Origin of the sequence: Polystyrenella longa (assembly GCF_007750395.1) — a bacterium.
In the GTDB taxonomy this organism is placed as follows: Bacteria; Planctomycetota; Planctomycetia; order Planctomycetales; family Planctomycetaceae; genus Polystyrenella; species Polystyrenella longa.
In genome coordinates this window covers 1,657,192-1,683,627 of sequence record NZ_CP036281.1, presented here as the reverse complement: position 1 = coordinate 1,683,627, position 26,436 = coordinate 1,657,192, and the positions used below count along the sequence as shown (strand labels likewise).

Genomic DNA, 26,436 nt, shown 5'->3' with positions numbered 1-26,436 from the left:
AATGACCTCACCGCGCGGGATCAGACATCGACTGGTCCCGCGTGTTGTTTATAAAGCCAGAAGCTGTAGCAGACCACACACAGTACAATGATAGAACCAAAGTTCAAAATCCAGCGAGCGACGGGCAATTTGGACTGGGCGATGATCTGGGTGACCAGAATCACGAATCCCACCATCGCCGATTTGAAGTAGACCATCCCCTCAATCCCCCAGTGATTGAGAATGTACCCGGCCAACGGATTGGATTCGTAGAAGCTATTCCCCGTATGGTGATCGGAATGCATCGGTCGCCCCGCCAGTAGAAACCACGTCATCAGAATATCACACAGATTGATAATGATGAATGTGACAGATTCGCGCTGAAGTTTGATCGGTAAGGTCGTCCAGAACTCCCATAAGGAGACCTCTTCTGGCGACTTTCCTTCAGATTCCGGCTCACTTTTTCTCTCAGCTGTCATTTAAACCCCTCGTTCCTCGAATGGAGTTTGGAAACAGAAAATGGGAAACCAGATCTATTGTTCGTTTAGGCTTCCCGTTTGTCGAGTCTACCAGAAAGCAAAGAGGCCGAGTTCCCTGTTTGAGAATGGAACCCGGCCACTTCTATGTCTTAATCGGTTATGTCTTAATCGGTTATATCTTCATAGCCCAGAAAGATTGTGGCTCTTTAGAAGCCGAGTCCTTCTCCATTCAGAACACCGGTATCCACTGTTCCATTCTTAATTTTGAACATTGAGGGAAACTCTGTTGCGAGTTTTTTATTCCCAGCGGGACAGAATTGTCGCCCGTTACCTTCGATGGCCGCAACGCCCGGGATACGGGCCGCGAGCGAAGAAGAGTGCAGGAATGAATAACCGGGACAGGTCAGATCCTGCACACAGAGGAACATGCCAAACTTCTGAGCGGCAGCGGCCATGAAAAGTGATTCCGTTTGGCCCTTACACGCTTTGAGAGCCACACCGGAGTAACCCTGTTCCCGTGCCAGTAGTAAAGCTTCGTAATCGGTGAGCGCTTCATCAATCACGATCGGCTTGATCTTTGCTGCTTCATGCATTTTGTTACCGGGGTTCGCTTTCAGATCGCGAGAGGTCGGTTGTTCAATATATTGAATCCGATCAAAAGCAGGCGCCGCTACTTCTCGAATGCGATTCAGAAAATCGAGAACGTATTGAACGTTCGCGCATTTCTCGTTGAAGTCGCAAGAGTAATACCACTCGGTGCAACCTCGCTCCGCCTGAACTTCCGAGGCCACCCTGTCAATCGAGATAACTCGGTTGACGTCCCACTCCAAGTCGTCGCCCGCCAGTTTGATTTTCAGGTGTGTCAGACCATCTGCCTTGATCCACTCTCCGAGTGTCTCCGGCATGCCGTCGCCAATCCGGTTTTCAATATCACCGTCGGTCAATGGATCCAGTGCACCGACCAGATGATAGAGCGGTAGAGTTTTGGTCGGTTCCCGCAGTGTGTATTTGTCGAGGTATTCTCCCTCGAATTGATCGTCAAGGTAGAACGCCAGATCCTCGTTCATGAATTCGGACGAGAGTGTGTTGTAACTGTTTAAGTCCTGCGCGCGTCCGTAAGCATCATGGAGTGCGGCATCAAACGGACTGGCCGCCACCAATTGAGCCAGTTCCGGCATGACCACATCGTGCCCCATTCGACCCGGTAATGTCCGCCCGAGATGGTAGTACTCGGCCGAGAGCTGAAAGCTGATTTCGAGTGCATGCCCATACGGTGTGTAGGCATTGGCGATTCGGGCAACCTCCTCACCGAACTTCTTCATAATCTCCAAAGTCGTCTCGGGTTCGACTTTGTCCGTGGGCCAGGCCCAGATGTTTCCTAATGGCATACTCCCGAAGCCTTCGGCGAGATGTCCATCGCGCCGCTCCACTGTCACGAAGACGTTCAGTAGTTCAGCTTTACTTACAACCCGTCCTCCAAATTTCAATGGTGTTCGAAAGACGACAGATTCAATTTCGCAACTCACTTCTTGAATGCGAACATCGTGTGGATTACTCATGACCGGGGGATATTGATTTTCGTTAAAGTAAAGCTGCCGGGGGAATTAGAATTTACAGGTCTCGATGATACTCGGACCATTTTTCCTGATCAAGCACAATAGCCAACCTTCCGGCATAGTACCGAAGAGTCCGTAAACATTGCTCTTCCGTCCTTCCGAGCGAAATTAACGAGCAAATAGGCCAACCCGCCTGTAAAACGGAGCCTGGAGCAGGCTGATCTGCCAAAATAATCTCGGCGTCTGACGCTTGGAGAAAGCTCCCTCCCAGCAAGGAAACCAAGCCTTCCTCGCCGATGGTCAGCCCTGTCGGCGTGTAAAGGACCTGTTTGGCGACATACATCGGTCGGACGCTGTCTTTTGTGGCAGAAAACGCTGGAATCGTAGCTTCTTTTCCCTGACAAGCGGCAAAATGCTGTGGAAGAAAACGGGTTCCACTCCGTCGCTCCAGCAATTCCATCGTCGCTGTATACCGGGGATTCACTTCCAGCAGGCAAGTTCGGGATGTGTCCGTTTTAATTAAATCGATACCACATAAACCCACCAGTTCGAATTCCTGAACAAGGCGATCAACCAAATCCTGTAGAACATCTGGGGAGGCCACTTCCCCGACTTCACAGGTCACGCCGCCACAAAAAAGAAATGGGAACTGAAGGCGTATCCCCCGAGATACCTGGATTTCGCTGGAGGTCGCGATGAACTGCCGCACAGCCCCCAGAATCTCTCCTTTTCCATTCCGGGCGAGAAAACTGACCGAATAAGGAACTCCACGAACGCGTCGCTGCAGATAAAACGACTCGCCCCCTGTCCCTGTTTGTGCCCCTGCTCTGTCGGCTTGGCGGATTCGCTGCCCTCCCCCCGAGCGCCAGGGTTTGAGCAGCCAGTCCCCGTCGGGGGCCTTTCCGGTCATCAATCTGGTTTCAGGCACATGAATACCCGTCGGTTCCACAACGCGGGATAGTAGTATCGGATCGCGTAGTCGTTCTACCGAATAGCTACGGACGCCGAATAAAGGGGCGCTCCGTTCACACTGTCTCAATAGTTCCGGATGATTTTCCAGGCCACCTGTGTAACACCAGCCGGAAAGGTCCAGTTGTTGGACATATTCGGGAAGTTCATGATAATCGGAACTAAGGGGAAGCCAGGCGACGCCCGACGCACGAAGATCGACGTCACCGAATTGATCGGCGGCGATACAGGCAATTTGGACGCTTCTCGCCGACCAGACTGCAGCCCGAACCGAACATCCGGCAATTAAAATCGGTTTTAAACCGGAGTTAGACGCCGTTTGAGAGATTTGAATCACCCTCTTTTGAAAAGTTTCCGCACGAACTGGAAATCAAGTGGCTGAAATGCTATCAAATGGGGAATGAAAAGCGGATCGGTGCTGCGACATCCGGAGCGAAATTTCCAGAAATCAGTAGACTGACTGCCAATCATCCAAGCGGGTCTAAATCGCCGGGTTCTCGCCCCTCAGGGCCTTCTTTCCGGTGTTCCGTTCCGCTGACTATCGCATATCGATTCAATTACGGTGAGTGTAGCGACATCCGATCGTACCATATTCGAGTTGAGAAGAGCTCAATTCGACCGCTCACAATATAGATGCCCCTACGCTCCGTCAGAGACTCACTAACTTACCCCTCTGTCGGAACACTCAAGAAATTTCAGGAGAAGCAACATGTCATTGTACATTGGTGAAGCTCTGGTCGGTGAAGGTAACGAAGTCGCTCATATCGACTTGCTCATTGGCGATAAAACGGGTCCCGTTGGAACCGCATTCTCAAACGCTCTTTGCAGCCAGACTGCTGGACACAGCAACCTGCTGGCCGTCCTCGAACCGAATCTGGCCGTTAAACCCGCTACCGTGATGATCACCAAAGTGACCATCAAAGGAGCCAAACAGGCCGTTCAGATGTTCGGACCAGCTCAGTACGCCGTTGCCAAAGCGGTCGCTGATTCTGTCGAAGAAGGGGTCATTCCCAAAGACCAGGCAGAAGACCTGGTTATCGTTTGTGGCGTCTTCATCCACTGGGAAGCCAGCGACGACAAGAAAATCTTCGAATACAACTACGAAGCGACTAAATTATCTATCGCCCGTGCAATGAAAAACGAACCTTCTGTTGACGAAATGATCGCCAAAAAAGGCGCCGCCGCTCACCCCTTCTCTGGTGTCTAAGGCCTCCGCCTCGATGGGGCGACTTGTGGACGTCGAACGTTAATCGACGCGAGGCTTTGCGAAGCCAGATAGCGATTGGTTATTCGACGATCTGCTGAGAATAAATTTAAACATCCTGATGATAAAATTATCATCAGGATGTTTTTTTGTGGAATGAGTTCTTTTCATCTCGACCAGACCCGTTAATATTACAGCAGAACCCATCGTTATTCGCTTGGATCAGGACCTATCTCCTTCGTTCTATACTGTGAAAAAGAGCCTTTATGTTCTATTCCATGTTATATTTGTCCGCCTTTCTTTTTGGTTTCTTTCTTCTATTAATCTGTTTGCCACGGACGAAAACCGCTGGCTACGGAGCTGGAACACTGTTCGGTCTATTAATTTCCATTGCGTCTTTTATCGATTTCATTTTTGGTTTTATTGGAATAACGATGGTATTCCTGAGCTTGGCTTTACATTTACTGGATGTAAGTAGAGGCAGCTGCAAAACCATAGAATTACTGAACGAATTGGTCTGTTGATTGCATTGTATTGTCTCCTTAAAGGAGACTTAACAATGGAGATGACGCTGGAATGGTATCCCTCACTCAAACGATACACAACAGCATCCAGGACGGACTGTGTTACGTAACTCACTGATGAGCAATGGCTTTTGGTCGAAGACCTCTTTCCCTGAGAGGGGCCCTCCCAAGTTTGGGGGGGGGCGGCCACAGGCACCACCACGAGAGTGCTTTGAAGGCATTCTTTGGGTGCTGAGAACAGGCGCCCGTTGGAAGGATTTACCAAAATCGTTTCCCTCTTTTACAATGTGTTGGAGGCGATTCAAATCATAGACAGAGTCGGGAGTCTTTCGACTCGATTGGGAACGACTCGTAGAAAAACTCCAGCAGGAGGGGGAACTCGACTGGACTGAAGGGATGGCCGATGGCACGTTTGCTCCTACAAAAAAAAGGGGGAAAGCGTTGGGCCCACCAAGTGCGGTAAGGGAACCAAGATCATGCTGCTCTTGGATGGTCGAAGAATACCCCTGAGTGCAGAGGTGCATAGTGCGTAGCCCGCTGAGGTGAAATTGATCGAAACGTTGCTCGATCATTCCGTGGTTCCCTATCGAGAACCGGAACGACTGCTTTATGATAAAATCGCCGACAGTGATCCGCTGCGGCACCGTCTCTTCAGGTGGCGAGGGATAGAGTTAGTCACTCCTCACAAAAAGAATCGTAAGAAGAAACCAACTCAGGATGGTCGATCCTTCCGCCGCTACCGCAAACGCTGGAGAGTCGAACGCACGATCAGTTGGCTGAAAAACTTTCGCAGGCTGGTTGTGCGTTACGATTATTACGCTCACCTGTACCACAGCTTCGTGCAACTCGCTTGTCTGATCTTTATACTTAAACGGATTTGAAACTCCCTCTAGGCAAATCATGTACCTCATCGCTCAACAGTACTTTGTAGCTAGTCCGCGTTCTGGAGTTTTAAAACGAACCGCTGTTATTGCCGGATTGTTATTCATGGGTATTACTGTGTTTATTAGTATATCCTTCCTCTTTCGGCAACCAAAAGTGATTTCATACGGCTTTATAATAGCGGATGACTTTAATGGTGCCTTTTACACAGTCCCTGTTAACAAACCTTCTCAAATTAGTGAAAAAATGACTTATCATGTCAATGGACCAGTTGTAGAAATATCTAGTTCAGAAAATGAAATTCTCTCTACAAACTTGACCAAGTTCTATGCGAGAAGGGAATCCGGTAAAAAACTTCACACGCTTTCTGATGGAAGCCCAACTCTTGGCGAGGTGGGTGTGTATGGAATTCATACTATCAGTGATGGTCGATGTCTCTACTATGTGGGCATTTACAATGATGCAGTAAAACTTCAGGCGGACGATGACGTATCTTATCAGGCGATCGATGACTTGGGTGATGATGGAATAATAACCGTACCTTAGTTCGACTTTTGCACTTTATACGGCCACGGCGCCAGCGTATCGTAAAAATATTCAGCCGATGTAGAAAACGAGTGATTCCAAGTGGTTGTGTTGCAGACAAGAGATGGTTTTCGGACGAGATTCGTTTCACTGCTCGAAGCTGATTGTCAGATTCAATGCGAAAATAACCTTCCGAGCGAAATGGTAGCGCGGAATCACAACACGAGGACCTACATTTATTGGAGGCGGTTTCACGCAGCGTCGCGGTAGTAATACTTGAGCAGCCCGCCGAGATGTTCGCTGCATTCGATCTCATGGTTTTCAGGAACTGCCAACGATCGGCAATAAGCAACATAGCGATTGGAAACTCGTTCAGCTTCATTTGGTCAGCCTGTTAAAGCATGGGGAACTTGTTGCGTACAACTCTCCCGAACTTCCCCGGATGGAGGAATTGCGACAGCACGAAACCAGCACACGCCCCTTAACCGATTTCGAAATCTCCGCGCTGGCTCAAATACTTGAAGGGGAAGATCTCGTCGTCGACAGTCAACCGAAATCGATTCGCATGATGGGATCACTGCGTGCTTTTACTCAATGCCTCCAGTGCCACCGAGGTGAAGAAGATCAGTTGCTCGGAACGTTCAGTTACAAGTTCATTCTGCCTTCGGAGTAGACTCGTCATCTGAAGACGAGTCGGGCGTTGGCTCTGGATCTGGCTTTAGCGTTGGCTCTGGCTCGACACCGACCGGATGTTCTTCTCCTCGATTACGATCTTCCGGTAGTGCAAACTCGTCGATAATTTCACGTCGACGGATCGCCACTTGTCTGTCGAATTCGGAGAGAGCATCGAGAGCTTTGTCTTTAGAAGTCACCAGTCCAATTATCAGATACTGAATAATCGCAATGAAGTAACACGCCCAACCCACGATCCAGCCTTCGTTACTGACGATCGTGAAGTATTGAGAACCATTCACCTGAATAACGGCATTGGTATGCTCCAACAGATTAGCGCCACCGACGACTTCATTGCCAAAATGATCGAGTAAGTGAACTGCTTCCTGCAAATGTTCACGAAGATGCAAGCGGTCAACTCCACCGAAGATCGCAGCCATGATGGCGAACATTGGTGAGGATCGATTGAGGTGCTGACAGAGCAGGCCTTTGGCAATCGCCTTCCATTTATCACGGACCTCGGTATAGAGGCTGCGAATCCCTTTAATTTTCAGTTTGGGGGGACCGGGATGAATAATGGAGAACAGTTCCTGATCGGGCATCAATTGCACGACGCTGATCGCCAGCATCACTCGGAAGGTGACGGTAATCCACCCATGGTCTTCCAGTAATTCCACCGGCACCCAACCGAAAAAGAGGTGTTCCATATTCGCCGTCGCCACCAGCAACATGAGCGACGCGCGGAACCACTCTTCCAGGTCTTTCTCCAGTTCGGCGTCAAGCGTTTGTAACCGCACGACCTTCCTCATGAACAGCCGAAACAGCGGAATCGCGATCACACCGACAATCAGTCGGATGAGCGGTTTCAGCATCTGTTTTAAAGCGGCACGAAACACGAGAGGCAGTGTCCTGAAGTGAATAACAGCTACTTGAAGGAAACAACGAGGGCCAATTCAGCAGAACAATGTCCTGGAGCTCGTTCATCTGACTCGACCTACTATAAGGTAAGTCCAAAGTAGAATTTTTGACAGGTTAGCTGAGCAAAGTTTTCTGATTACCTGTCGGGTTGAGCTGGTCAATGTGACCACTTCAACCAGTCCTCCCTACCAGCGAATCTGCTCGAAGACCTGCTTCAGTTTTGCGGCGCGGGTGGGGTTCAGTTGCTGGAAGTAGGCGACGCGGCCGCGGAGATGGGCCTGGAAGTCAGGGAGCTGGTCGCGGTTCTGGGATTCGGAACCGTAACGAACGCAGTTGTGCAGAATCGCTTTGAGTCGGTCGAATTCCTTGCGGTTGATGTTGGGGTGCTCATTGACGGTCACCCCCGTGACCGACTGTCGCTGGTTGTTGCGGATGACCTTGCGTTTGTTTTTATTGACCTTGAAACCGGTCTCTCGAATGATTTTTTCAACGAAAGGAATAAACGACTTCAACGATCTCAGAAATTGGGCATCGCCCGAGAAGGTCAGGTCGTCGGCATAGCGGCTGTAGTCTGCACCAAAGGATCGAGCTAATCCATCCAATCGCACATCAAGAACATAGGCGGCCAGATTCGCCAGAGTGGGTGACGTGGGTGCCCCTTGCGGCAGGTGGGTGGGTTGGTATATCCAAAGTGCTTCGGGATTCGCCGTCGGTGGTTTACAGTCGAGCGGTAACCGTGACATACATAAGCGAGAGAGCCAGATCGAGGCTTCGCGACTGTATCCCATGCTTCTGAAAATGGCGACCACTTTGGAAAAACGGACGTGGGGATAAAAGTTCTCTAGATCGAATTTCAATACGACTCGTTTACCGCAGTGTGGCTGAGCGTTGGTGAGAATCGAACTTCCCTGCACAAATCCATGCGCCGCCTGGTGGGTGGGAACGTTGTCGAGAATTTCCCGCAGGACTTTGCGTTGGGCCTGTTTTAATAGGGGCTTGGGCGATTCGATTAATCGGCAACCAAAATTTCGTTTCGGAAGCCAGCGAAAATGATAGTGAGCCGCCTTTTCCGTGGCGTGGGCATACCCTTCTTCAAACTGGCATGTTAACCAGGCGAGTTGCCCCACCGGCATTTGCAACCAGTCGGCCATTTGCTGTGGGTTGGAGAACTCGGGAAGCTCCAGTTCCTGAAGTTGAACGGAATCGCCATCCTGACTGAGATCGAGATAACCATCGCCCATGGGTGAGAAGTGGGCAAACGGATAAGGTTGCTCGACTTTCACGGCAGGAACGGAAAAAGGACGAGAAGTCGTCGTCTGCTGTTGAGGCGATTTTGCAACCTTCGACCAGCGTTCGCGTTGAAAGCGAAGAGGATCGAGCTTACGGTCAGTCCGCTTTGGGCTCGTTGTTTTTTTGAATTGCGTACCAGCAGCAGGAGCCATGGTGGCCTGGGGTTTGCTTTTCAGTCCGAGCAAACGTAGTAGAAAATCGAAGAACCCCATAAACGTTGTCTACTTAAACAGAATAGCGACACCACAGCGGAGGCAGTCGTTCCTCTCTATCTCGGAATTGGAGAGAAAAACAGAAACAGATTACTGCTCTACCTGACTGTGTGGATGAAACTGTGTGGATGAAACTGTGTGGATGAAACTGTGTGGATGAAACTGTGTGAATAAAACTGAGTGAGTGAAAATCAGAGATTGGGCACGGAGTGAAATAAAATTGGTTTGCGGGCCGCTCAACGGATCCTGTTGCGAAGGTGTAGACCGACTAACTTCTAGTCGGTAACACCTTCCGGGAACGAGTGTCAAGCAACTCTTCTACCGTGGGGTATCCCCACAGCGGCTGTCATCCTTGCGGATGGCAAACCTGGGCTTGGGCGACCCGCAAACCACGTTGTCTGTCAAATTGTATTGCAGGTGCAACGATGTCCTGTTTTATACTCGACCTGTGTGGAAAGTCCTCACAGGGCAGGAATTTATCGGCTCATACTAGGTTCAACCATGGTTGGGGGTCAATGTAATTCTGGACAAAAATGGAATGCATTGAAAGTCTGGAGAACTTCGGGGATCCATCTTCAATTTTGTCTATTATGGACGGGGTCTGTTTGACGAGAAGCTGAATACCATGCTGAATCGCTTTTCCTGATGACCTCAACAGACTTGCTTTACCTGCTTAGAACACTCAAAATAGCTGAATACAAATTCACGTCCAGAAAATCCTCTCTACAGCTCGTCCGAACTAATATCCTTTCTCTGTAAAACTCACTAAACTCAATCTAATCACAAGTTGCCGGTGCATCAAACATCTGTTAATTGCTCGGCGATCTATTGCTTCATCATCTGCTCAATTTCAATTCGAGTTAATGAGGCAAGAGTCAATTTTCGGACAGGTAATCACGCTACGTGGAATTTAGCCCGCTCGATCTCGCCCGCGAGCGCGGCATTCCACCAACCTTTTCCTTCTCAATGCCTGCATCCTCACTATTGATCGCTGAATTCAATCACGCCCCGAATTTCGCCAATCTCTTCAATTCTTAACGGATGCTTAAACCATTCTGTATCGAAGCGGCTTGGTTTCCGTGATATCAATGCATAAACTGATGGGAGAGTTGGATTTACCCAGCACCTTTCAGACTTTGTTCAATTCGGACCGTTTTGATGAAAATTGCGTACCTCGATTGTTCCACCGGCATCAGTGGCGACATGACTTTGGGAGCCCTGATTGACGTCGGGGTCCCTATTGATAAACTCGGTCGCGGCATTGCCTCTTTGCAATTACCCGGCGTCGAGTTACTGACCGAGACCGTCGTTAAAGGGGGCTTTCGGGCGACTTCGATCCGAATCAAACACCCAGAGCAGCATGCTCACCGCCATTTGAGCGATATCCATGAAATACTGGACCGGGCGGATGCGATCAGTCCAGCACAGAAAGAATTGGCTCGCTCCATTTTTCGAGTCGTGGCCGAAGCCGAAGCCCACGTCCATGGTTCGACGCTCGATAAAATCCACTTTCACGAGGTCGGCGCGATCGATTCAATCGTCGACATTGTCGGTGCTGCCATCGGATTTGACCTGCTTGGACTCGATCAAGTGGTCTGCAGCCCCCTGCCCCCGGGACAAGGACAGGTGAAAATTGATCATGGAATCTGCACTGTTCCCACGCCCGGCACAGCTGAAATTCTTCGCGGAATTCCGCTGGTTGATGTTCCCATCGAGGCGGAGCTGACGACCCCGACAGGCGCAGCAATTGTCAAAACGATCGTCGACCGATTTGGTGCCCTGCCCGCGATGACGATCGAAGCAGTCGGTTACGGCGCCGGAACCATGACCTTCCCTCAACGAGCCAATCTGCTCCGAATGTTTATTGGCGAGGCGGTCGTTCAGCCCGAACACGATTTTATCACCGTACTGGAAACCAACTTGGATGACGTTTCCGGAGAAATCATTGGGCATACCCGTCAGAAATTGATGCAAGCGGGTGCTCTTGATGTCTTTACGACTTCGATTTCGATGAAAAAAGATCGCCCCGCGGTCGTTTTAACTGTGCTGGCGATGCCAGAAAAAGCAGCTGAGCTGGAAGATATTCTGTTCTCCGAAACAGGGACGTTTGGAATTCGGCGACACCAGGTAGAAAGGTCCAAACGGGCCCGCCAACCGCATACTGTCAGCACCTTGTGGGGTGACGTCCAAGGCAAGCTGGGTTGGAGAAATGGCGAACCTGCGATCTTTACACCCGAGTTCGATTCTTGCTCTCAAGTAGCCGAATCGGCCAGTGTGCCGCTACGTGAAGTCTACCGGGCTGCAGAATTCGCCTTTTCACAATCTCAATCACCAGTACAATCCACCGCTGCGCCTCACGATCACGATCACGATCACGATCACGATCACGATCACGATCACGATCACGATCACGACCACGACCACGACCACGACCACGACCACGACCACGACCATGGATAATCACAAAACAAACTCCTGCCGGTGACTTTCTCCGGCAACTCGTTGCAGCTGATATTGAATACAGGGACAGGCTCATGTTCAATGGATTAGAACATGTCGCCCTCGGAGGATTTATTCTCCTGGCGGCCTACATCATACAACGCCGAACCTGGCGCAAGCGTTCCAGCCGCAACAGGTCCAATGCGTATGCTGAATCTCAGCGGGAAATCATCGCTCTCGATAATGCACAGCGGAATGAACTCAACCGCCTGCATGTCAAATTGCACGACTTTGAACGGATGGTCGACGCGAAAGTTCAAACCCGCGTTCTGCAACTGGAACAGTTGCTGGAACTGGCGGATCAGGAAATCCAGCGTCTCAACGGCGAAGTCGCTCGTATCCAGGCACCCACGAAAACAGACTCTCCTCCGGTAGATCGATTTACTGAACTGATGGAAGACGCTGGCTTTTCCAAGACGGAAGCGACTCATCTCGCCGACTTGCCTGAGTCTCTTAAAAAAGCGGGATAAATCGACGGTGATGACGTGTTTCGAAATGCGTCTCTTGACTGATCGCCCCCCCTTCGTTTCTCAACCTGTCTTCGATTTAAAGTCAATTTTACAAAGAGGAAACTCTCTTTCCATGAGGGCCAAAACTCGGCTTGCCCTGTTTTTGGATATCGGATATCTGTACCGCCTACCCCATCGATCTGCCTGTTATTTTCCATGCAGAAGAGGGGGCAAAAGAGTGATTTCAAAACGACTTAGGCAGGAAGCCCTTTTCGATTGAAACCACTTTTTCGAAGACTCTCTCTCTTATTGATCATTGCCTACTGACCATATATCGTTTCCAGGAGCGAATTGATAAACCGATGATAGGTGTCAAGGACGACACCGGGTTTCGCAAACTGCTGACGAATCGGACCGTGCGTTTTTCTCGTGTTCGATTTTTCCCAGTAGCCTGCCTGGTTTTCACAATTTGTCTGCTCTCTGCTTTATTTGCAGTTCCCGCTTGCGCGCAGAGTCCGGGAGCTTCCGGATCGAGTGCCGTACCGCTCAAAGATCGAACGGAGCAGAATCTCGGCAAGGTTTCCAATCGGGCCTATACCGACAAACTCGATCAACCCGTGATCAGTATCAATGTCGAAGGGAATGTCACCATTCCCGAGAGCGCCATTTTGCGTAAAGTGATGACACAGATCGATCGCAACCCATCGCAGAAGATGCTGCGGGAAGATATTCAACGGCTCTACCAGACACGCTGGTTTTTCAGTGTCTCCACGAAACTGCAACGAACCGACAAGGGCCTGATTCTGACCTTCGTCGTCAAAGAACGCCCGATTGTGGACAAAATTGAATATCGTGGTAACGACAAACTCAAAGACAAAGTGCTGGCCGAGATTACTGGTCTCCGTGCAGGCAGCCCGTACGACGTGAGCGCCAACCAGGAATCAGTACAGCGATTGCAGAATTATTACAAAGAAAAAGGCTACTTCTTCGCCAAAGTCAAACTGATCAGTGGAGACCAGCCCGAACAGCGTGATGTCATTTTCGAGATCGTCGAAGGCAAAAAAACGCGAGTTCAAAAAGTCTACTTCGAAGGAAACGAATTCGTCGTAGATGGCGTACTCAAAACCCATCTCAGTACGAAACGGGCGATCCTCTGGAAATTCGGCGGTCTCTATGACCCATCCAGCATCCAGAACGACTTGAATGCCTTAACTCAGTACTACACCAACTACGGATATTTTGACGTCGGAATCGATCATCGTATTGAATTCAACGAAGACAAGTCCGCAGTCTATCTGCACTACACGATCAAAGAGGGCAAGCGATACAAGATTCGTAATCGCATCATCCGAGGCAACGAAGTCTTCAATGAAGAGGAACTTGCCGAAGAAATGGAGTTGGGTGCCTCTGAATTCTTCAACGCCCGAATTCTTGGTGACGACATTCGCAAACTTAAAGCGAAATATGGAGAACAAGGTCGATTCTTCGCGAAGGTCGAAGCCTCTCCGGTCTTTCTGGAAACTCCCGGTGAAGCCGATTTGCTCTACAATATTGATGAAGACATAATCTACACGATCCGCAATATCGACGTTCGCATCCTCGGCGACTATCCTCACACTAAAGAGACTGTCGCCCTGAACCGTATGGTGATTCAGCCGGGTGACAAAGCAAATCCACGGATGATTAAGCTCGCGGAAAGTCGACTCGGCGGTTCCCAGATTTTTGAGCGTAGCGGGGCTTCTGCTCCTAAGATCACCGTGCACGCCGTGACCCCTGCCGATGGTGGTATTCTGAATCCGCAACTATTCCGCGGACAGTCTGGCGAAAAGAATTTCATCTACGATGAGAATTCTCGGCCGAACCAGGCAGCGCCCGCACAGCCGACTCAACAACAGGATCAGTCGTACTATCAACGACGTCCACAACCGAACAATTATCAACAACCAACCGCGATCGAGTTAGACGCGACTCAACGTGAAATCGCTCGGTTTAATAACTCGTCTTTCCAGACGACTTCGTTCGAGACTGTTGATAACAGAATGGTTAGCAACACGAACACGAAATCTGCGGTCGCTGATTTCGGACACAGTGGAATTCCCGCGACAGTTTCTCAACAGGTGCTTCACCCGGGACAGTTCGTCAATATGGATGAGCGTTTCGCTTCAACCAATAATGGGAATCCCGAACGGAACGTGGGCCTGGAGAGACAGGTCGACATGCTTTTCCGTGGTCAGAGCCCCGACAATCCGTTTCCTCCTGTGGTCGATCCGAATGTGGAAGAAAGCCAGTTTACGAATCCGTACAATCCCATTTATGGTGGAAACCCTCAGGGAGATCCGCTGGGCGGCCCTCCTCCTACCGGACAATTGGATATTCGAGCCGATCTGACAGAAGCTCGTACAGGTCGATTCATGTTTGGGGTCGGTGTGAACTCTGACTCCGGTGTCGCGGGTAATATTGTGCTCGAAGAACAAAACTTCGACCTGTGGCGTCCACCCACGTCGTTTCAGGATATCATCAACGGAACAGCCTGGCGTGGTGCTGGACAGAAATTCCGACTGGAAGCCGTACCTGGTTCTGAAATCGGTCGTTATACCGCCTCCTGGTCCGATCCTTACTTCATGGATACCGAATACAGTTTCGGCGTGAGTGCCTTTTACTTCACGCGATTCTATCCCGACTGGGATGAACAGCGAACCGGTGGTCGATTCACTCTGGGAAAACAGTTGACTCCTGAATGGACCGTCTCAGGATCATTCCGCCTGGAAGACATTGAAATCGATGACCCCAGTATTCCTACACCACAGGAACTGACCGATGCACTGGGTAGCAGCCTGCTAACAACCGTCAAAGGGGCAGTAACACACGATACACGCGATGCTCCATTCATGCCGGGCGAAGGACATATCATCGAAGCCAACTATGAACAGGCTTTCGGCGACTACAGTTATCCTAAAGTTGGCCTCGAAGCGAGCCAGTACTTTACCGTCTTCAACCGTCCAGACGGTGGTGGACGTCACATTATCTCCCTCGCAGGCCAGTTGGGCTGGACAGGTAGTGACACACCAATTTTCGAACAGTTCTTTGCCGGTGGTTTTCAAACCTTCCGTGGTTTCTCATTCCGCGGCGTGGGCCCCGTCACTGATGGCGTTAACACTGGGGGTGAGTTCCTCGCTCTTGGTTCAGTTGAATACATTTTCCCACTGATGGCCAACGAAACAGTCCAGGCAGTCGCCTTCTCCGACTTTGGTACGGTAGAAGACGATGTCGCCTTCGACGCCTTTCGTATGAGCATCGGGGGTGGTTTACGTGTGACTGTCCCGGCAATGGGCCCTGTGCCTCTGGCCTTCGACTGGGCGTATCCGATTATCCAGGAAGACTTCGACGACAAACGAATCTTCAGTTTCTATGTCGGTTTCACCCGTTAAGTCAGCGTCTCTCAGAATCGCGGCTAGCTAGCCGTCTGAACCGGACGTCATTACGACATTTTCCTTTCGTATCCGCGCAAGCTTAACCCGTCTTTTTGCATTCTGGTTGAATTAAAATCTCTTGTCGCTGGTTAGTCCTTTTTCTTCACCAATCTGAATTTCTGATCAAGTTTTTGTTGGTTGCAGTTCGATAAAGAATAGGAAGTGTTCTCTCTTCGACACCGGGACTTTCCGGAAAAGAACATTTCCCATTATCTACAAAGATCAGTTCCTGATTAACATCGAACTGTATTCCCCCCAGAAGACTTTGCTTCATCAGAAAAGGATAGCTGATGCGACCACGTCTGAAGATTTTTACCGGTGAGGATGAACCTCAATACGAAGAGCCTCAAGTCAAAATTCCTTTGCGAGAGTTCCGGCAGATCATGATTGACGCCGCTCGCCTGGATCGCACCTGGCTGCGAGACTGGGATGAAGACACAGTGAAGGTCTCTGCCGATCTCTACGAGATCTTGTCCGCTTGTTCAAACATGCGGCCCGGAGCCTGAACTCGAATTCGACTTAACCTGCTGTATGACTTTTCATCGGTCAACTTGAAGCAGGCAGTTTGTATCTCGAGTCTCTAAATCTGAAATACACCCTCCGCTCGCGGCGACTTTCCTAGTCTGCTACGAGCGGATTTTCGTTTGGTCACGACATCACTTTTACGATACGTTCCAGTTCCTGTTCCTATCCACCGGAGACGAAAGACATGTCACGGCGAAATTGGATGCTCCCTTTGCTGGCAGTGGGTGTCATGCTGGTGTGGATGGGACTGAATAAGTGGATAGATCACCGCGAAACCAAATCGGTCGCGCTGGGTTATGTCGACGCCGTGATGCAATGTGACAAACAGAAGATTCTGCAATTCACCCATCCCGAACTGCGAGAGAGAGCCGAACAGGAACTGACAGGCCCAGCATTTAAAGAAACTCAAAAGCCGGACGAATACCGAATTGAGATCCATCACTCTTTAAAAACCGGTCCGGAAGATTCACTCGCTTATTTGCTGAATACGGGAATCGTTGATCCGAAGATGCTGAAAGAGCATGTGGAACCGACCATGCTGATCAACGTCATCATTGAGCAGAATGGTTATCAGATGAAACCCGATATCCACCTGGAACGTTATCAGGATGGCATTTGGTATGTCACCTGGATAGAAGGTCTGGAAGTCGATCCCCGCTGGTTAGACCGTCAGGGACTTTCTTCTTCGGAAAACGATGTGGAATCAACTCAGGCACAACAGCATGCCGATGATCTCAGACTTGCAACGGAAGAACTTCAGGAAGCGTTCAAAGACTCTCCCGGCGTCACCATCGAACCGATTCGCTGAACTACCAGTTTTTTCCCGTTCGTTGATTGAGCGCTTGCCAGTTCTGATATCCAAGCAGCAGGCACCAGAGGACCACCAATCGATAATGGGGTGCGAATTTGGCGATGTAGAGAATCACCAACCCGGCCGTCACGATCGCGATGCGATACGCCCAGATCTCACCGTTTCTGCGAGAGATCAGCTTGCAGACGTCCATGGAGACATGCCCCCCATCCAACGGAGGGAGCGGAAGTAAGTTGAAGATGCCCCAGACGATGTTCAGAAAGATGAGGATACTGGTGGAGACCATAAAGTACTGCTCATAACGCTGATCACTGATGAGAAACTCATAAATCGGATCGATCCGGGGAGCCCCCCATTGAACGAGCAAAGCAATGCCGGCCAGGATAAATCCGAAAGCAGGCCCCGCCAGCGAAACGAGAATCGATCGCAAAGGAGTGTATCCCGGTCCGGGAATAAACGAAGCAGCTCCTCCGAAGAGATGCAGCTGAATGTCCAGGACCTCTCCCCATTTTCTCTGCAGGATGGCATGTCCCATTTCATGAACGAGAATGGAAACAAAGATGCAGATCATCCCCACCATCGTGAGATCGAGCCGTTGTTCTCGCCAGGAGAACATCGCCGCCAGTAACCAGAAAGCGGGATGCACAATTACGGGGATACCTATTAATTGAAAACGAATATCAAATGGAGTAGGTCCGAAACGGCCGAACATGGAGCTCTCTTCTATCTCGTTGCCCATGATTTTGGGCATTGTGCATTCGTTGAATTAAGTTCAGATCAATACAGAAGTTGGGACGTTATTCTAGCAAAGTTCATCCTTAGAATAGAGTCTTTCACGGTTAATCCGTTCTGAAATCTTGAGAGGTGAGGCCGAAAATTCGGATATCGGTGTTGAAAGCGGCATTTTTCTCACCGACAATGGAAAGTCTTCCGCGAAGAGGAGGCTTTCGCCCGGAGTAGATGAAATATTCCCTGTATTAGCTCTCGCTCCCTTTCCCCCTACATGCTTCACTGACGATTCCCATGGATGTTTACAATCAAGAGATCACCGACGCGGAATTGATGGCGGAATTGTGCGCCGGTCAAAAAGGTCGGTTGGAAATGCTGATGCAGCGGTATTATCAACCTCTGTTCCGCGTCGCCTGGAGTAAGCTACTTCACCGACAGGCAGCGGAAGATGTTGTTCAGGAAACATTTATTGCTGTCTACGGTTCTCGTGAAAGTTATAACTCCGAGTTTTCTTTCAGCACCTGGGTCTGGACTATCCTGTTGAACCTTTGCCGGCGGGAACTAAAACGACAATGGCGTCAGAAGCCTATTCAGTATGTTGACCAGAACCTTTTTGCAAATGCTTCTTTTCCCGGAACGATCACCGAGGAAAATGGACTCACGTTATTATTATTGCAGGAACGACGTCAGCAGATCATCCAGTCGTTGACACAACTTCCCGAACCGCAGGCCGATGCCATCCGACTCCGGTTTTATGGTGAGCTTCCTTACGAAGAGATTTCACGAACTATGAATTGCAGCTTGAGTGGCGCCAAGAGACGCGTCAAAACAGGGCTCATTAAACTGGCCGATATTCTCCAGACAGTTGAGGAGGGCGAGGTATGAACTGCGACCAAGCCTTCGAAGCCATGACTCGTCCCGCCGGAACAAATTCACTGCGAAGTGAATCTGTCGAATTGGAACAGCATCTTCGTTTCTGCCCGCGCTGTCGCCAGATGCAGGATGTTCTCGCACCTGCTCTCGAATCGTTGCAGCAGACGGATACCGAAACCGAATCCTCTTCCTATGTAATCAACCCGGAAGATTTCGCGTTCTCGGGTGACTTCGACCCCACTTCACTGTCCACCAAGGCGGAAGAAGTGATCCGCATCGCGGACGATGCCGCTCAACAGTTACGGCCCAGTTCTGTGTCGCCCGGCGTCCACATCCTGCCGCGTCAACGGAGCCGCGCCTTTCCAGCGGTCACCCTGCTCTTGCTGGTCGCCTGCTTTCTGGTTGGAGGGCGGTTTACACTGGCGCTGATGTCCAATTCCGCCCCAGAGAATCAAGCCAACTTAGTGCCTGTTCTCGCCAAAGAGAAATGTTTGTGGTTGGCTCAGGACAAATCCGAAATCGAACAACTGGCATCATTGGAATCCAACTCATTGTCGGCAGAACAACTGATTCAAAGTTGTTTGAAATGCCACGAGACCATGCCGCGGGAGGTGGAAAGCCGCACATTACCAGGTGAAATTGGGCCAGGTGAAGCAGGCAAATTGAGAGCCCCTGATCGATCACTCGAATTCAAGGACAGCACCATGCTGGAGGGGTTCCCCTATTTGAATCAGGACGCCTTGCCCAACATCTTCCTTCCGCAGACGATCTCTCCAGAGTTCGGCGGTCTCGCGGTTCGGCATGAGGGCGAACAAGGTCGGTCCCCACGAGGATTGTCCGACGCCTCGAATTTGCTCACTCTGTAACAGGGTCGCCAGTTTATTCATCTGCGGACTGGCAAAAATCCCTCCCTGCAGTGGCGCGAAGAATTCTCCCGCCAGCGCACCATAAGTATACAACGCCTCGCTGGCCGCGGGATAATCTTCGCTGACAATGGAGGGGAGCAGGTCCATCACCAATGTCTGGCACAAGCGCGCCGTGGTCGATTCGGGCATTGGTCCCAGTTGATCAAAAGCCGCTTTTTCTTCCTCTCCATGAAGTCCCGAAACGGAAAGAGGACGGACAATGAGAAAATACCATTCGTTTGGCAATTCCAACCGAGTGATCGGCGTTCCGAGTTCATTGGATGTTCGTTTACCGCCGTCAACAAACAAACCGCCGCGCTGAAAACCATTGATCCCAATCGCCGACCGGGCTCCGCGGCCCATGGCTCGGGCGATTTCCTGCACCGTTAATCCGGACTGACCGGAGAGAATGGCGAGCGACTGCCCCACTGCCAAGGCGAGTTGCGTTCCTGATCCCAGCCCCACATGCGAGGCAATGGCCTGCCGTACTTCGATCTTTGTCGGAGGAACTGAAAACTGATCCTGAAAGTATTCGCGAAATCGAGTGACGAATCGGATTACGCGAGTCGGCATATCGCCCGGAACATCTAAGCCAGCGCCATCGTCGATTTCAGTCACTTTCCGCACAGTGACTTCATCTTCGGTTGCTACCTGAACGCGAATTTCGATTCCGGGTTCGGAAATCATGAGGCCGCACCCACCGAAATGTCGTCCCGACTGTGGTCGATACGACAGCGGTCCAAAATGCAGTCGAGAACCAGTTTTCAAGGTCAGCGCCGGAGGGATATTCGGTGTACTTAGGGGCAATGGGGACATAGGGGTCGATCTTGAGCGATTAAGTCCGAGAAGAGGCTATTGCTTGCTGGAAATGGGGCCACTGTTTTATCACATAATCAGTCACCAACTCAAACGCCAGCGATTCCTGTGGTCCCCCGGTCTTCTCCAGTATCGTCAGGAATTCCTGATACTTCGCAAAGACTTCTTCTTCTTGCAACATGAACAGCCGCGAGGCGAGAATGGCATATTCAATGACGGCATGTTTCGCACGATTGAAACCGAGGAAATGTCGTCGCTCACCGGTATGCACAATGTCAACCTGAATCTCCGTCCGATCGCGGCTGTCGTCCAGTTCCCGAACTTGAAATTCATACCAGCGACAACTCCCGGCCAGTATCGATCCCCGAATCTGCTCGGCGGGAAGGAGTTCGGGAGGATTTTCAAACAGATTCAGCGCTGCACGCACCAGCAATTCGACATCGTCAACAATATGAAAGACGCCCGCTGGTTGAACCTTCAAATTCTGGTATGTCAGCGTCGATTGAAAGGGACGGAGTAACAACGATTGGAAGCCCTCACCAATAATCGGCCCCATGGCAGCGACGTTCACTTCGTCGGACTCATTCTGGGTGGTGACGATCCCTTCGAGAATCATGGTTAACGGTCGCCTATATTCAGTGTGAAGAACGAACAGTTTATCCGGAAGGAAACGCACCGGAATGTCTGAACAGGGGTCATTCTGCCAGTGTAACGAGCCGAACCTCCCCAGTCATCTCTCAGTCGTGCTGTAACCGACTCCTCTGCCTGCTCCCGCTGGGCTGAATTGCTGTTCCGCTCTACAGGAATCCGGTTTGTGAGGTGTTTTATCCCGGTTTCCTTCTTACAATGTGAATTCTAAAATCCTCACCTGCGGCTCTCCGTCCGAAGATGGAAAAGAGTCAAAATAAGTCATTCAATACGACGTTCATGTTAACGTCGTCCGTATAGAGATCGACATCCAGCTACTTCAGAACCTGGATAGCCCGAATTCGATTCAGCTAGATTAAGAAAGTTTCTGTTTCCCGACCAAAAACGATCGGAAGCAGGTAATGAAGCACCATGATTTGCGTTAGTATCGGTCGGACCCGACATAAAAAGATGATCGCCGAACACCAGCAGCTCGCCGAGCAAGGAGCGGAGCTGGTGGAGTATCGCCTGGACTGGCTTGGCAAAGAGCCTGATCTCACTCGGTTGCTTGCCGATCGCCCGACTCCCATTGTCGCGACCTGCCGACGCACCGTCGATTACGGCCGCTGGCGCGGTACGGAAGAACAACGTCAGGCGATCCTGCGGGCCGCGATTGTCGCGGAAGTCGATTACATCGATCTGGAAGACGACATCGCTGGCAGTATTCCCCGGTATGGTAAAACGAAACGAATTGTCAGTCACCACAATTTCGAAGAGACTCCCGAAGACCTTGAAGAGATCCATCAGCGGATGTGTCGACTCGATCCGGATATCGTCAAGCTGGTGACGATGGCCAATACTCCGGCCGATATTGTTCGTGTTTTAAAACTCGTCGCCGCCGCTCCCGTTCCCACCGTGGGATTCTGTATGGGAGAATTTGGTACGGCGAGTCGGATCTTGTGCGCGAAGTACGGTTCCCCATTCACTTATGCCAGTTTCAGCGAAGACCGCGAACTCGCACCGGGGCAGATTTCATTCAAAGAAATGAAGAATGTTTACCGCTACGACAAAATCAACTTTGGCACAAAAGTCTTTGCCGTCATCGGCGATCCGATTGCACATAGTAAGAGCCCCCTCATTCATAATGCTGCATTCGAGCATGAAAAGCTGAACAATGTTTATGTTCCTTTTCGAATCCCATCGGACGACTTACTCGATACGTTGCGAGCTTTTGAATGGTTGCAAATCCAGGGATACAGCATCACCATTCCCCACAAAGAGGCCTGTGTTGAATACTGTGACTTCCCGGACGAGACCTGCAAGACTGTCGGTGCCGCGAACACGTGGTACCGGGACGCCTCCAATCGCTGGCGTGCGTCCAACACCGATTATGATGCCGCCCTGGCTACGATTCGACAGGGCCTGGCCGAAGGAAAAGGGGATACCAACCTGCAAGGAAAAACCGCTTTAGTATTAGGAGCCGGGGGTGTTTCCCGCGCCATTACTCATGGTTTGATCAAAGCTGGTTGTGCAGTAACGATCACCAACAGGACTAACAAACGAGGCGAGCATCTCGCGCAGGAATTGGGCTGTCGGCACGTCACCTGGGAAAACCGGGGAGCACAAACGGCTGATATTCTTGTCAACTGCACACCCATCGGTATGTTCCCCCATATGGATGAAACTCCTTTTAATTCACACTGGCTTAGGGATGGCATGCTGGTCTTCGATACGATTTACAATCCGGAAAACACCCTGCTCTTGAAAGACGCTCGCAATCACAACTGCCATACCGCCTCTGGCTTGGAGATGTTTGTGCGGCAGGCGGCTCTGCAATACGAACGTTTTACCCAGAGCGAAGCACCATTGGAGAGCATGCGCGAGGCACTTCGGAAAAGTATTTCTGCAATCAATTGATTTTCACTTCTGTAATGACCTTTCACTTCTGTAATAAGGCGAGATTGGCGTTCCACTCTCGCAGTTACCCAGATCCATTTTACTAGTCCAACTCTTTTCGGGATATCATCAGCCTTGGTTATCACGTTGATCGGATATCGCGGATGCGGCAAAACATCGGTTGCGCGATTACTGGCCGAACGTCTCGGTTGGGATTGGATCGATGCGGATGTCGTGATCGAACAGAATGCCGGTCAATCAATCAAAGAGATTTTTGATACTGAAGGAGAGCCAGGCTTCCGCCAGCGGGAACGAGAAACCATTCACCAATTATTACAACAGGATCAACTCATTTTAGCCTCTGGTGGAGGCGCGATCCTAAACGAACAAACTCGTACGGATATGCAAGCATCCGGGCCAGTCGTCTGGTTGAACGCTCCAGCGGAAACGTTGGCGGAACGGATCGAAGCCGATGCCCTCAGCCAGTCACAGCGTCCGAGCCTGACAGGAAAGTCGATCAGTGCTGAAGTCGCGGAAGTTTTAGAACAGCGGGAACCGCTCTACCGGGAGACGGCGACAGTGATCATCGATGCGGCGGCATCGTCTCCCGAACAGATCGCCCGTAAAATCGAACAAGTGATTACAGAGCAACAGCAGCACAAACACTCAGAACAGGATAAGGGAAACCTCTCGTGACATTGTTTGGATTACCGATGGGTTTCCTGCTGCCTGTGCTGTTTCTAATGGGCGCAGTACTGGGACGATTTTTGAATTTGTGTATCGACCAGTTCTGGCGACATGAACAATTACTGGACCAACTGAAAGCAGTCTGTCCGGGAACTACAATATATAAACAGTCTTCACGTCGGTTCTGGAGGAAAGAAAACATTCCTATCGCCGGAGGGCTGGTATCTGGCTCTCTGCGTAAGAAACCGAAGCGGGAAGCATTCGTTGAAATTCTGAACGGCTTACTGGTCGCGGGACTGTATTGGTTTATGATTCCCAGCGGAGCGGGGGAAGATATTATGTCCTCGGGACTATATTCTTCTCCCTGGGGTTTTAGTCTTCCAGAGGCAACTAAGCTCGAATACCTAACCCCTGCTTTCTGGTTGCACCTGTGGTATCTCTACCTGATCGTAATGATCGAAGCCTTGGTTGTCGCAACTTTCATCGACTTCGACTGGCAGATTATTCCCGATGGTTGTACGGTCCCCGCGATGATCTTCGGGGTCCTTGGTGGTTGGATGTTGCAGCGGGCATATCTGTTTCCCGTCTGGTTTCAGAGCCCGGACACACTCAATCTCTGGGCCGAATTTCTCCCCCTGTGGATGGATCCCTGGTTGCATGGCGCCGCAATACCAGATTGGATCCGTTCAGACTCCTCCCTGCCCGGCTTAATCACCAGTCTGGTCGGATGGGCGGTCGGTGGTGCGATCGTGTGGGGTGTACGCATCATCGGTGGCTGGGTACTTCGTCGCGAAGCGATGGGATTCGGTGACGTGATTCTGATGGCCATGATCGGAAGTTTCATCGGCTGGCAGGCAAGCGTAGTCGTCTTCTTTCTCGCCCCCTTCTGTGGTGCGGGAATGGCGTTGTTCGTCCGTATCTTTCACGGAGAAGCCGCGATTCCTTACGGGCCCTACCTTGCCTTGGGGACGGTTGTGCTGTTGTTCGGTTGGCAGTATATATGGCCTGGAATGGAAGAGTTTTTCCAGATGGGAATTCTGGTTCCGATTCTCGGTGTGGTCATGTTCGCCTCGATGGCATTGCTGCTGCAAATGATTCAATTGACCAAAATGGCGTTTGGAATTCCACTGGAGGAAGAAATCACAGCCGGGGAATGGACATCGGCCGATCAACTTCACTATTTTGAGGGCGAGCAGGTCGACCAGAATCAAGGGAAGTGGCACTCCGATCAGAATACTCGCTGGCCGGGAACAGAATCGGGCCGCGGGCGACTTCACTACGAACAATGGAAACGGGGACATCACTGGAAGTGACCACCGCTGGCCGAACCCGGTGAAGCGGTCGATTGTCCTGCTCCTGTGAGAATCCGTTTTAATTCAACCCCTCTTGTCTCGATTGAATTCAGACATCGCCTGTTAAACACATTTAATACTCAGTCATTTACCATACAGCAAAGAATTATTGGCCTGATGATCAAAATCGTCGATTACGGAATGGGAAACTTGCGGAGCGTTCAGAAAGCGTTCGAGAAAATCGGTGCCGAAGTCGAAATCTGCGGTCGGGCCGAGGAGATATCGAGTGCCGATAAACTGGTACTGCCGGGAGTCGGTGCCTTCCGTGATGCGATTGCCGAACTGGGCAAACAGGAAATGATCGATCCGATCAAACAGCACATTGCCGCAAATAAACCTTTTCTGGGAATCTGCCTCGGCCTGCAACTCCTGTTTGAAAAAAGTTACGAGGGTGGAGAATTCGAAGGGCTGAGTGTTCTACCCGGAGAAGTCGTCCGCTTTCCCGACGAGCCTGGCTATAAAATCCCTCACATGGGCTGGAACGACCTCGAACTGACCCCAACGGAAAATCCGCTACTTAAAGGTATTCCGGCAGACGCGCACTTCTATTTTGTTCACAGTTATTATGTTGCCCCGGCGGAAGAATCGGACATCGCCACCCGAACCGAGTACATCCGCCCCTTCTGCTCGATGGTACATCGCGGCAACCTGTTCGCCACTCAGTTCCACCCGGAAAAAAGCCAACTCGTCGGCCTGAAATTACTGGAGAACTTCAATAATCTTTGATGGCACTAAACATCACCGCGCATCCTTGTTCCGACCTTAACATGTACCAACCCTTATCTACTACTCCCTGAATCAGAAAATAGAACTATGCAAATCTATCCCGCCATTGATATCCGTGATGGTAAATGCGTCCGTTTACGCCAGGGAGATTACAATCAGGAAACGATCTTCGGCGATGATCCCGCCGAGATGGCAAAACAGTGGGCCGGAATGGGAGCCGACTGGTTGCACCTGGTCGACTTGGATGGAGCGAAAGCCGGGAAACCAGTGAACATTGAACCGATTCGCAAAATTGTGAAAGCAGTCGATATTCCCTGCGAACTTGGCGGAGGTCTGCGGGATGAAGCAGGAGTAAAGCTTGTACTGGAAGACATTGGTGTCGAACGCGCTATCATTGGTACCCAGGCGCTTAAAGAACCAGAGTGGTTCAGAGAAATGATTTCCAAATACCCGGGCAGAATAGCTCTGGGTCTGGATGCCCGGGATTCGATGGTCGCAACCGCCGGTTGGCTGGAGACTTCCGAAACATCCGCACTGGAACTTGCCAAACTGTATGTAGGAGTCGACTTGGGCGCAGTCATTTATACTAACATCGCCAACGACGGTATGATGCAGGGAATCGACCAGCAAACCCTGGACGATATGCTGGCCCTCTGTGAACTCGGTCTGCCTGTGATCGCTTCCGGTGGCGTGACCACTATAGAAGACATCGCCAATCTAAAAAAATTGTACGAACAGAATTCCAATTTGATCGGCGTCATTACCGGCCGGGCGATCTACGAAGGTAGCCTCGATCTGAAAGAAGCAATCGCGCTGAGTCGTCAATAGTGGCCAATTTCAGGTTCGCTCGCTGTGCCGGGT

General features: G+C 50.7%; 24 protein-coding genes. 16 read left to right on the top strand and 8 right to left on the bottom strand.

Annotated elements, in window-relative coordinates; all coding sequences use genetic code 11:
* Positions 1–20 precede the first annotated feature (20 nt).
* The 3 genes from Pla110_RS06320 to Pla110_RS06310 all read right to left on the bottom strand — a co-directional run bounded on the left by Pla110_RS06320 (position 21) and on the right by Pla110_RS06310 (position 3,320).
* The gene (locus tag Pla110_RS06320; RefSeq protein ID WP_197440540.1) at positions 21–458 is read right to left on the bottom strand and encodes a DUF5658 family protein; all 438 of its coding nucleotides are present in this window, start codon (positions 456–458) and stop codon (positions 21–23) included.
* Between the two features lie 206 nt (positions 459–664).
* Positions 665–2,017, bottom strand: a complete 1,353-nt coding sequence (locus Pla110_RS06315; RefSeq protein ID WP_144994330.1) for an enolase C-terminal domain-like protein — start codon at positions 2,015–2,017, stop codon at positions 665–667.
* 52 nt (positions 2,018–2,069) lie between these two features.
* The gene (locus Pla110_RS06310) at positions 2,070–3,320 is read right to left on the bottom strand and encodes an ATP-grasp domain-containing protein (protein WP_144994328.1); all 1,251 of its coding nucleotides are present in this window, start codon (positions 3,318–3,320) and stop codon (positions 2,070–2,072) included.
* 372 nt (positions 3,321–3,692) lie between these two features.
* Here Pla110_RS06310 and fae point away from each other — a divergent pair, with 372 nt between their 5' ends.
* From fae to Pla110_RS06285, 5 genes are all read left to right on the top strand, one after another.
* Positions 3,693–4,190, top strand: a complete 498-nt coding sequence (gene fae / locus Pla110_RS06305) for a formaldehyde-activating enzyme (protein ID WP_144994326.1) — start codon at positions 3,693–3,695, stop codon at positions 4,188–4,190.
* A 638-nt stretch (positions 4,191–4,828) separates the two neighbouring features.
* On the top strand, positions 4,829–5,023 hold the full coding sequence (locus Pla110_RS23105; RefSeq protein ID WP_390620493.1) for a transposase: 195 nt from the start codon (positions 4,829–4,831) through the stop codon (positions 5,021–5,023).
* Positions 5,024–5,253: 230 nt separating this feature from the next.
* On the top strand, positions 5,254–5,592 hold the full coding sequence (locus tag Pla110_RS06295) for a transposase (RefSeq protein ID WP_144994322.1): 339 nt from the start codon (positions 5,254–5,256) through the stop codon (positions 5,590–5,592).
* 19 nt (positions 5,593–5,611) lie between these two features.
* On the top strand, positions 5,612–6,139 hold the full coding sequence (locus Pla110_RS06290; RefSeq protein WP_144994320.1) for a hypothetical protein: 528 nt from the start codon (positions 5,612–5,614) through the stop codon (positions 6,137–6,139).
* 430 nt (positions 6,140–6,569) lie between these two features.
* A complete protein-coding gene (locus tag Pla110_RS06285) occupies positions 6,570–6,791 on the top strand; it encodes a hypothetical protein (protein WP_144994318.1) in 222 nt (73 codons plus the stop codon).
* Here the strand turns inward: Pla110_RS06285 and Pla110_RS22860 are convergent.
* Both Pla110_RS22860 and Pla110_RS06275 read right to left on the bottom strand, forming a co-directional pair.
* On the bottom strand, positions 6,772–7,686 hold the full coding sequence (locus Pla110_RS22860) for a DNA topoisomerase I (protein ID WP_231742933.1): 915 nt from the start codon (positions 7,684–7,686) through the stop codon (positions 6,772–6,774). The genes Pla110_RS06285 and Pla110_RS22860 overlap by 20 nt on opposite strands.
* A 207-nt stretch (positions 7,687–7,893) precedes the next feature.
* The gene (locus Pla110_RS06275) at positions 7,894–9,210 is read right to left on the bottom strand and encodes a reverse transcriptase family protein (RefSeq protein ID WP_144994316.1); all 1,317 of its coding nucleotides are present in this window, start codon (positions 9,208–9,210) and stop codon (positions 7,894–7,896) included.
* Positions 9,211–10,368: 1,158 nt separating this feature from the next.
* Between Pla110_RS06275 and larC the strand changes: the two genes are divergently transcribed.
* The 5 genes from larC to Pla110_RS06250 all read left to right on the top strand — a co-directional run bounded on the left by larC (position 10,369) and on the right by Pla110_RS06250 (position 16,961).
* Positions 10,369–11,670: a nickel pincer cofactor biosynthesis protein LarC gene (larC, locus tag Pla110_RS06270; RefSeq protein ID WP_144994314.1), complete on the top strand. Its 1,302-nt coding sequence runs from the start codon at positions 10,369–10,371 to the stop codon at positions 11,668–11,670.
* A 74-nt stretch (positions 11,671–11,744) separates the two neighbouring features.
* Positions 11,745–12,179 (top strand): hypothetical protein, encoded by a 435-nt coding sequence (locus Pla110_RS06265; RefSeq protein ID WP_144994312.1) that lies wholly within the window; start codon positions 11,745–11,747, stop codon positions 12,177–12,179.
* 341 nt (positions 12,180–12,520) lie between these two features.
* The gene (locus Pla110_RS06260; protein WP_144994310.1) at positions 12,521–15,586 is read left to right on the top strand and encodes a BamA/OMP85 family outer membrane protein; all 3,066 of its coding nucleotides are present in this window, start codon (positions 12,521–12,523) and stop codon (positions 15,584–15,586) included.
* A gap of 332 nt (positions 15,587–15,918) precedes the next feature.
* On the top strand, positions 15,919–16,134 hold the full coding sequence (locus Pla110_RS06255; protein WP_144994308.1) for a hypothetical protein: 216 nt from the start codon (positions 15,919–15,921) through the stop codon (positions 16,132–16,134).
* 203 nt (positions 16,135–16,337) lie between these two features.
* Positions 16,338–16,961, top strand: a complete 624-nt coding sequence (locus Pla110_RS06250) for a hypothetical protein (protein ID WP_144994306.1) — start codon at positions 16,338–16,340, stop codon at positions 16,959–16,961.
* Position 16,962: 1 nt separating this feature from the next.
* Here Pla110_RS06250 and Pla110_RS06245 read toward each other — a convergent pair whose 3' ends face one another.
* Entirely contained in the window at positions 16,963–17,715 is a 753-nt protein-coding gene (locus Pla110_RS06245; protein ID WP_144994304.1) for a site-2 protease family protein, read from the bottom strand.
* 272 nt (positions 17,716–17,987) lie between these two features.
* On the opposite strand from Pla110_RS06245, the gene Pla110_RS06240 reads away from it, so the two are divergent.
* The gene (locus Pla110_RS06240) at positions 17,988–18,578 is read left to right on the top strand and encodes an RNA polymerase sigma factor (RefSeq protein ID WP_144994302.1); all 591 of its coding nucleotides are present in this window, start codon (positions 17,988–17,990) and stop codon (positions 18,576–18,578) included.
* 668 nt (positions 18,579–19,246) lie between these two features.
* Here Pla110_RS06240 and Pla110_RS06235 read toward each other — a convergent pair.
* Positions 19,247–20,287: a beta-ribofuranosylaminobenzene 5'-phosphate synthase family protein gene (locus Pla110_RS06235; RefSeq protein WP_144994300.1), complete on the bottom strand. Its 1,041-nt coding sequence runs from the start codon at positions 20,285–20,287 to the stop codon at positions 19,247–19,249.
* Between the two features lie 19 nt (positions 20,288–20,306).
* Entirely contained in the window at positions 20,307–20,903 is a 597-nt protein-coding gene (locus Pla110_RS06230) for a DUF447 domain-containing protein (protein WP_144994298.1), read from the bottom strand.
* Positions 20,904–21,346: 443 nt separating this feature from the next.
* Between Pla110_RS06230 and aroE the strand changes: the two genes are divergently transcribed.
* From aroE to hisA, 5 genes are all read left to right on the top strand, one after another.
* The gene (aroE, locus tag Pla110_RS06225; RefSeq protein ID WP_144994296.1) at positions 21,347–22,831 is read left to right on the top strand and encodes a shikimate dehydrogenase; all 1,485 of its coding nucleotides are present in this window, start codon (positions 21,347–21,349) and stop codon (positions 22,829–22,831) included.
* A 114-nt stretch (positions 22,832–22,945) separates the two neighbouring features.
* Positions 22,946–23,506, top strand: a complete 561-nt coding sequence (gene aroL / locus Pla110_RS06220; RefSeq protein WP_144994294.1) for a shikimate kinase AroL — start codon at positions 22,946–22,948, stop codon at positions 23,504–23,506.
* Positions 23,503–24,810 carry a prepilin peptidase gene (locus Pla110_RS06215; protein WP_144994292.1) on the top strand — a complete coding sequence of 436 codons (1,308 nt, stop codon included), beginning with the start codon at positions 23,503–23,505 and terminating at the stop codon, positions 24,808–24,810. The genes aroL and Pla110_RS06215 overlap by 4 nt, the downstream gene beginning before the upstream one ends.
* Positions 24,811–24,966: 156 nt before the next feature.
* Positions 24,967–25,575, top strand: coding sequence for an imidazole glycerol phosphate synthase subunit HisH (gene hisH, locus Pla110_RS06210; protein ID WP_144994290.1), 609 nt, complete (start codon positions 24,967–24,969; stop codon positions 25,573–25,575).
* A gap of 87 nt (positions 25,576–25,662) precedes the next feature.
* Complete coding sequence (hisA, locus tag Pla110_RS06205) at positions 25,663–26,403, top strand: 1-(5-phosphoribosyl)-5-[(5-phosphoribosylamino)methylideneamino]imidazole-4-carboxamide isomerase (RefSeq protein ID WP_144994288.1); 741 nt, start codon at positions 25,663–25,665, stop codon at positions 26,401–26,403.
* The last annotated feature ends 33 nt before the right edge of the window (positions 26,404–26,436 follow it).

Excerpts from the sequence above, each read along its gene's own strand:
- Pla110_RS06235 (WP_144994300.1), bottom strand. The coding sequence starts at position 20,287 with ATGTCCCCATTGCCCCTAAGTACACCGAATATCCCTCCGGCGCTGACC.
- Pla110_RS06240 (WP_144994302.1), top strand. The coding sequence starts at position 17,988 with ATGGATGTTTACAATCAAGAGATCACCGACGCGGAATTGATGGCGGAA.
- Pla110_RS23105 (WP_390620493.1), top strand. The coding sequence starts at position 4,829 with ATGAGCAATGGCTTTTGGTCGAAGACCTCTTTCCCTGAGAGGGGCCCT.
- hisA (WP_144994288.1), top strand. The coding sequence starts at position 25,663 with ATGCAAATCTATCCCGCCATTGATATCCGTGATGGTAAATGCGTCCGT.
- Pla110_RS06315 (WP_144994330.1), bottom strand. The coding sequence starts at position 2,017 with ATGAGTAATCCACACGATGTTCGCATTCAAGAAGTGAGTTGCGAAATT.
- Pla110_RS06260 (WP_144994310.1), top strand. The coding sequence starts at position 12,521 with ATGATAGGTGTCAAGGACGACACCGGGTTTCGCAAACTGCTGACGAAT.
- Pla110_RS06230 (WP_144994298.1), bottom strand. The coding sequence starts at position 20,903 with ATGATTCTCGAAGGGATCGTCACCACCCAGAATGAGTCCGACGAAGTG.
- Pla110_RS06250 (WP_144994306.1), top strand. The coding sequence starts at position 16,338 with ATGTCACGGCGAAATTGGATGCTCCCTTTGCTGGCAGTGGGTGTCATG.
- hisH (WP_144994290.1), top strand. The coding sequence starts at position 24,967 with ATGATCAAAATCGTCGATTACGGAATGGGAAACTTGCGGAGCGTTCAG.
- Pla110_RS06245 (WP_144994304.1), bottom strand. The coding sequence starts at position 17,715 with ATGCCCAAAATCATGGGCAACGAGATAGAAGAGAGCTCCATGTTCGGC.
- aroE (WP_144994296.1), top strand. The coding sequence starts at position 21,347 with ATGATTTGCGTTAGTATCGGTCGGACCCGACATAAAAAGATGATCGCC.
- fae (WP_144994326.1), top strand. The coding sequence starts at position 3,693 with ATGTCATTGTACATTGGTGAAGCTCTGGTCGGTGAAGGTAACGAAGTC.
- Pla110_RS06275 (WP_144994316.1), bottom strand. The coding sequence starts at position 9,210 with ATGGGGTTCTTCGATTTTCTACTACGTTTGCTCGGACTGAAAAGCAAA.
- Pla110_RS06255 (WP_144994308.1), top strand. The coding sequence starts at position 15,919 with ATGCGACCACGTCTGAAGATTTTTACCGGTGAGGATGAACCTCAATAC.
- Pla110_RS06320 (WP_197440540.1), bottom strand. The coding sequence starts at position 458 with ATGACAGCTGAGAGAAAAAGTGAGCCGGAATCTGAAGGAAAGTCGCCA.
- Pla110_RS06290 (WP_144994320.1), top strand. The coding sequence starts at position 5,612 with ATGTACCTCATCGCTCAACAGTACTTTGTAGCTAGTCCGCGTTCTGGA.
- larC (WP_144994314.1), top strand. The coding sequence starts at position 10,369 with ATGAAAATTGCGTACCTCGATTGTTCCACCGGCATCAGTGGCGACATG.
- Pla110_RS06265 (WP_144994312.1), top strand. The coding sequence starts at position 11,745 with ATGTTCAATGGATTAGAACATGTCGCCCTCGGAGGATTTATTCTCCTG.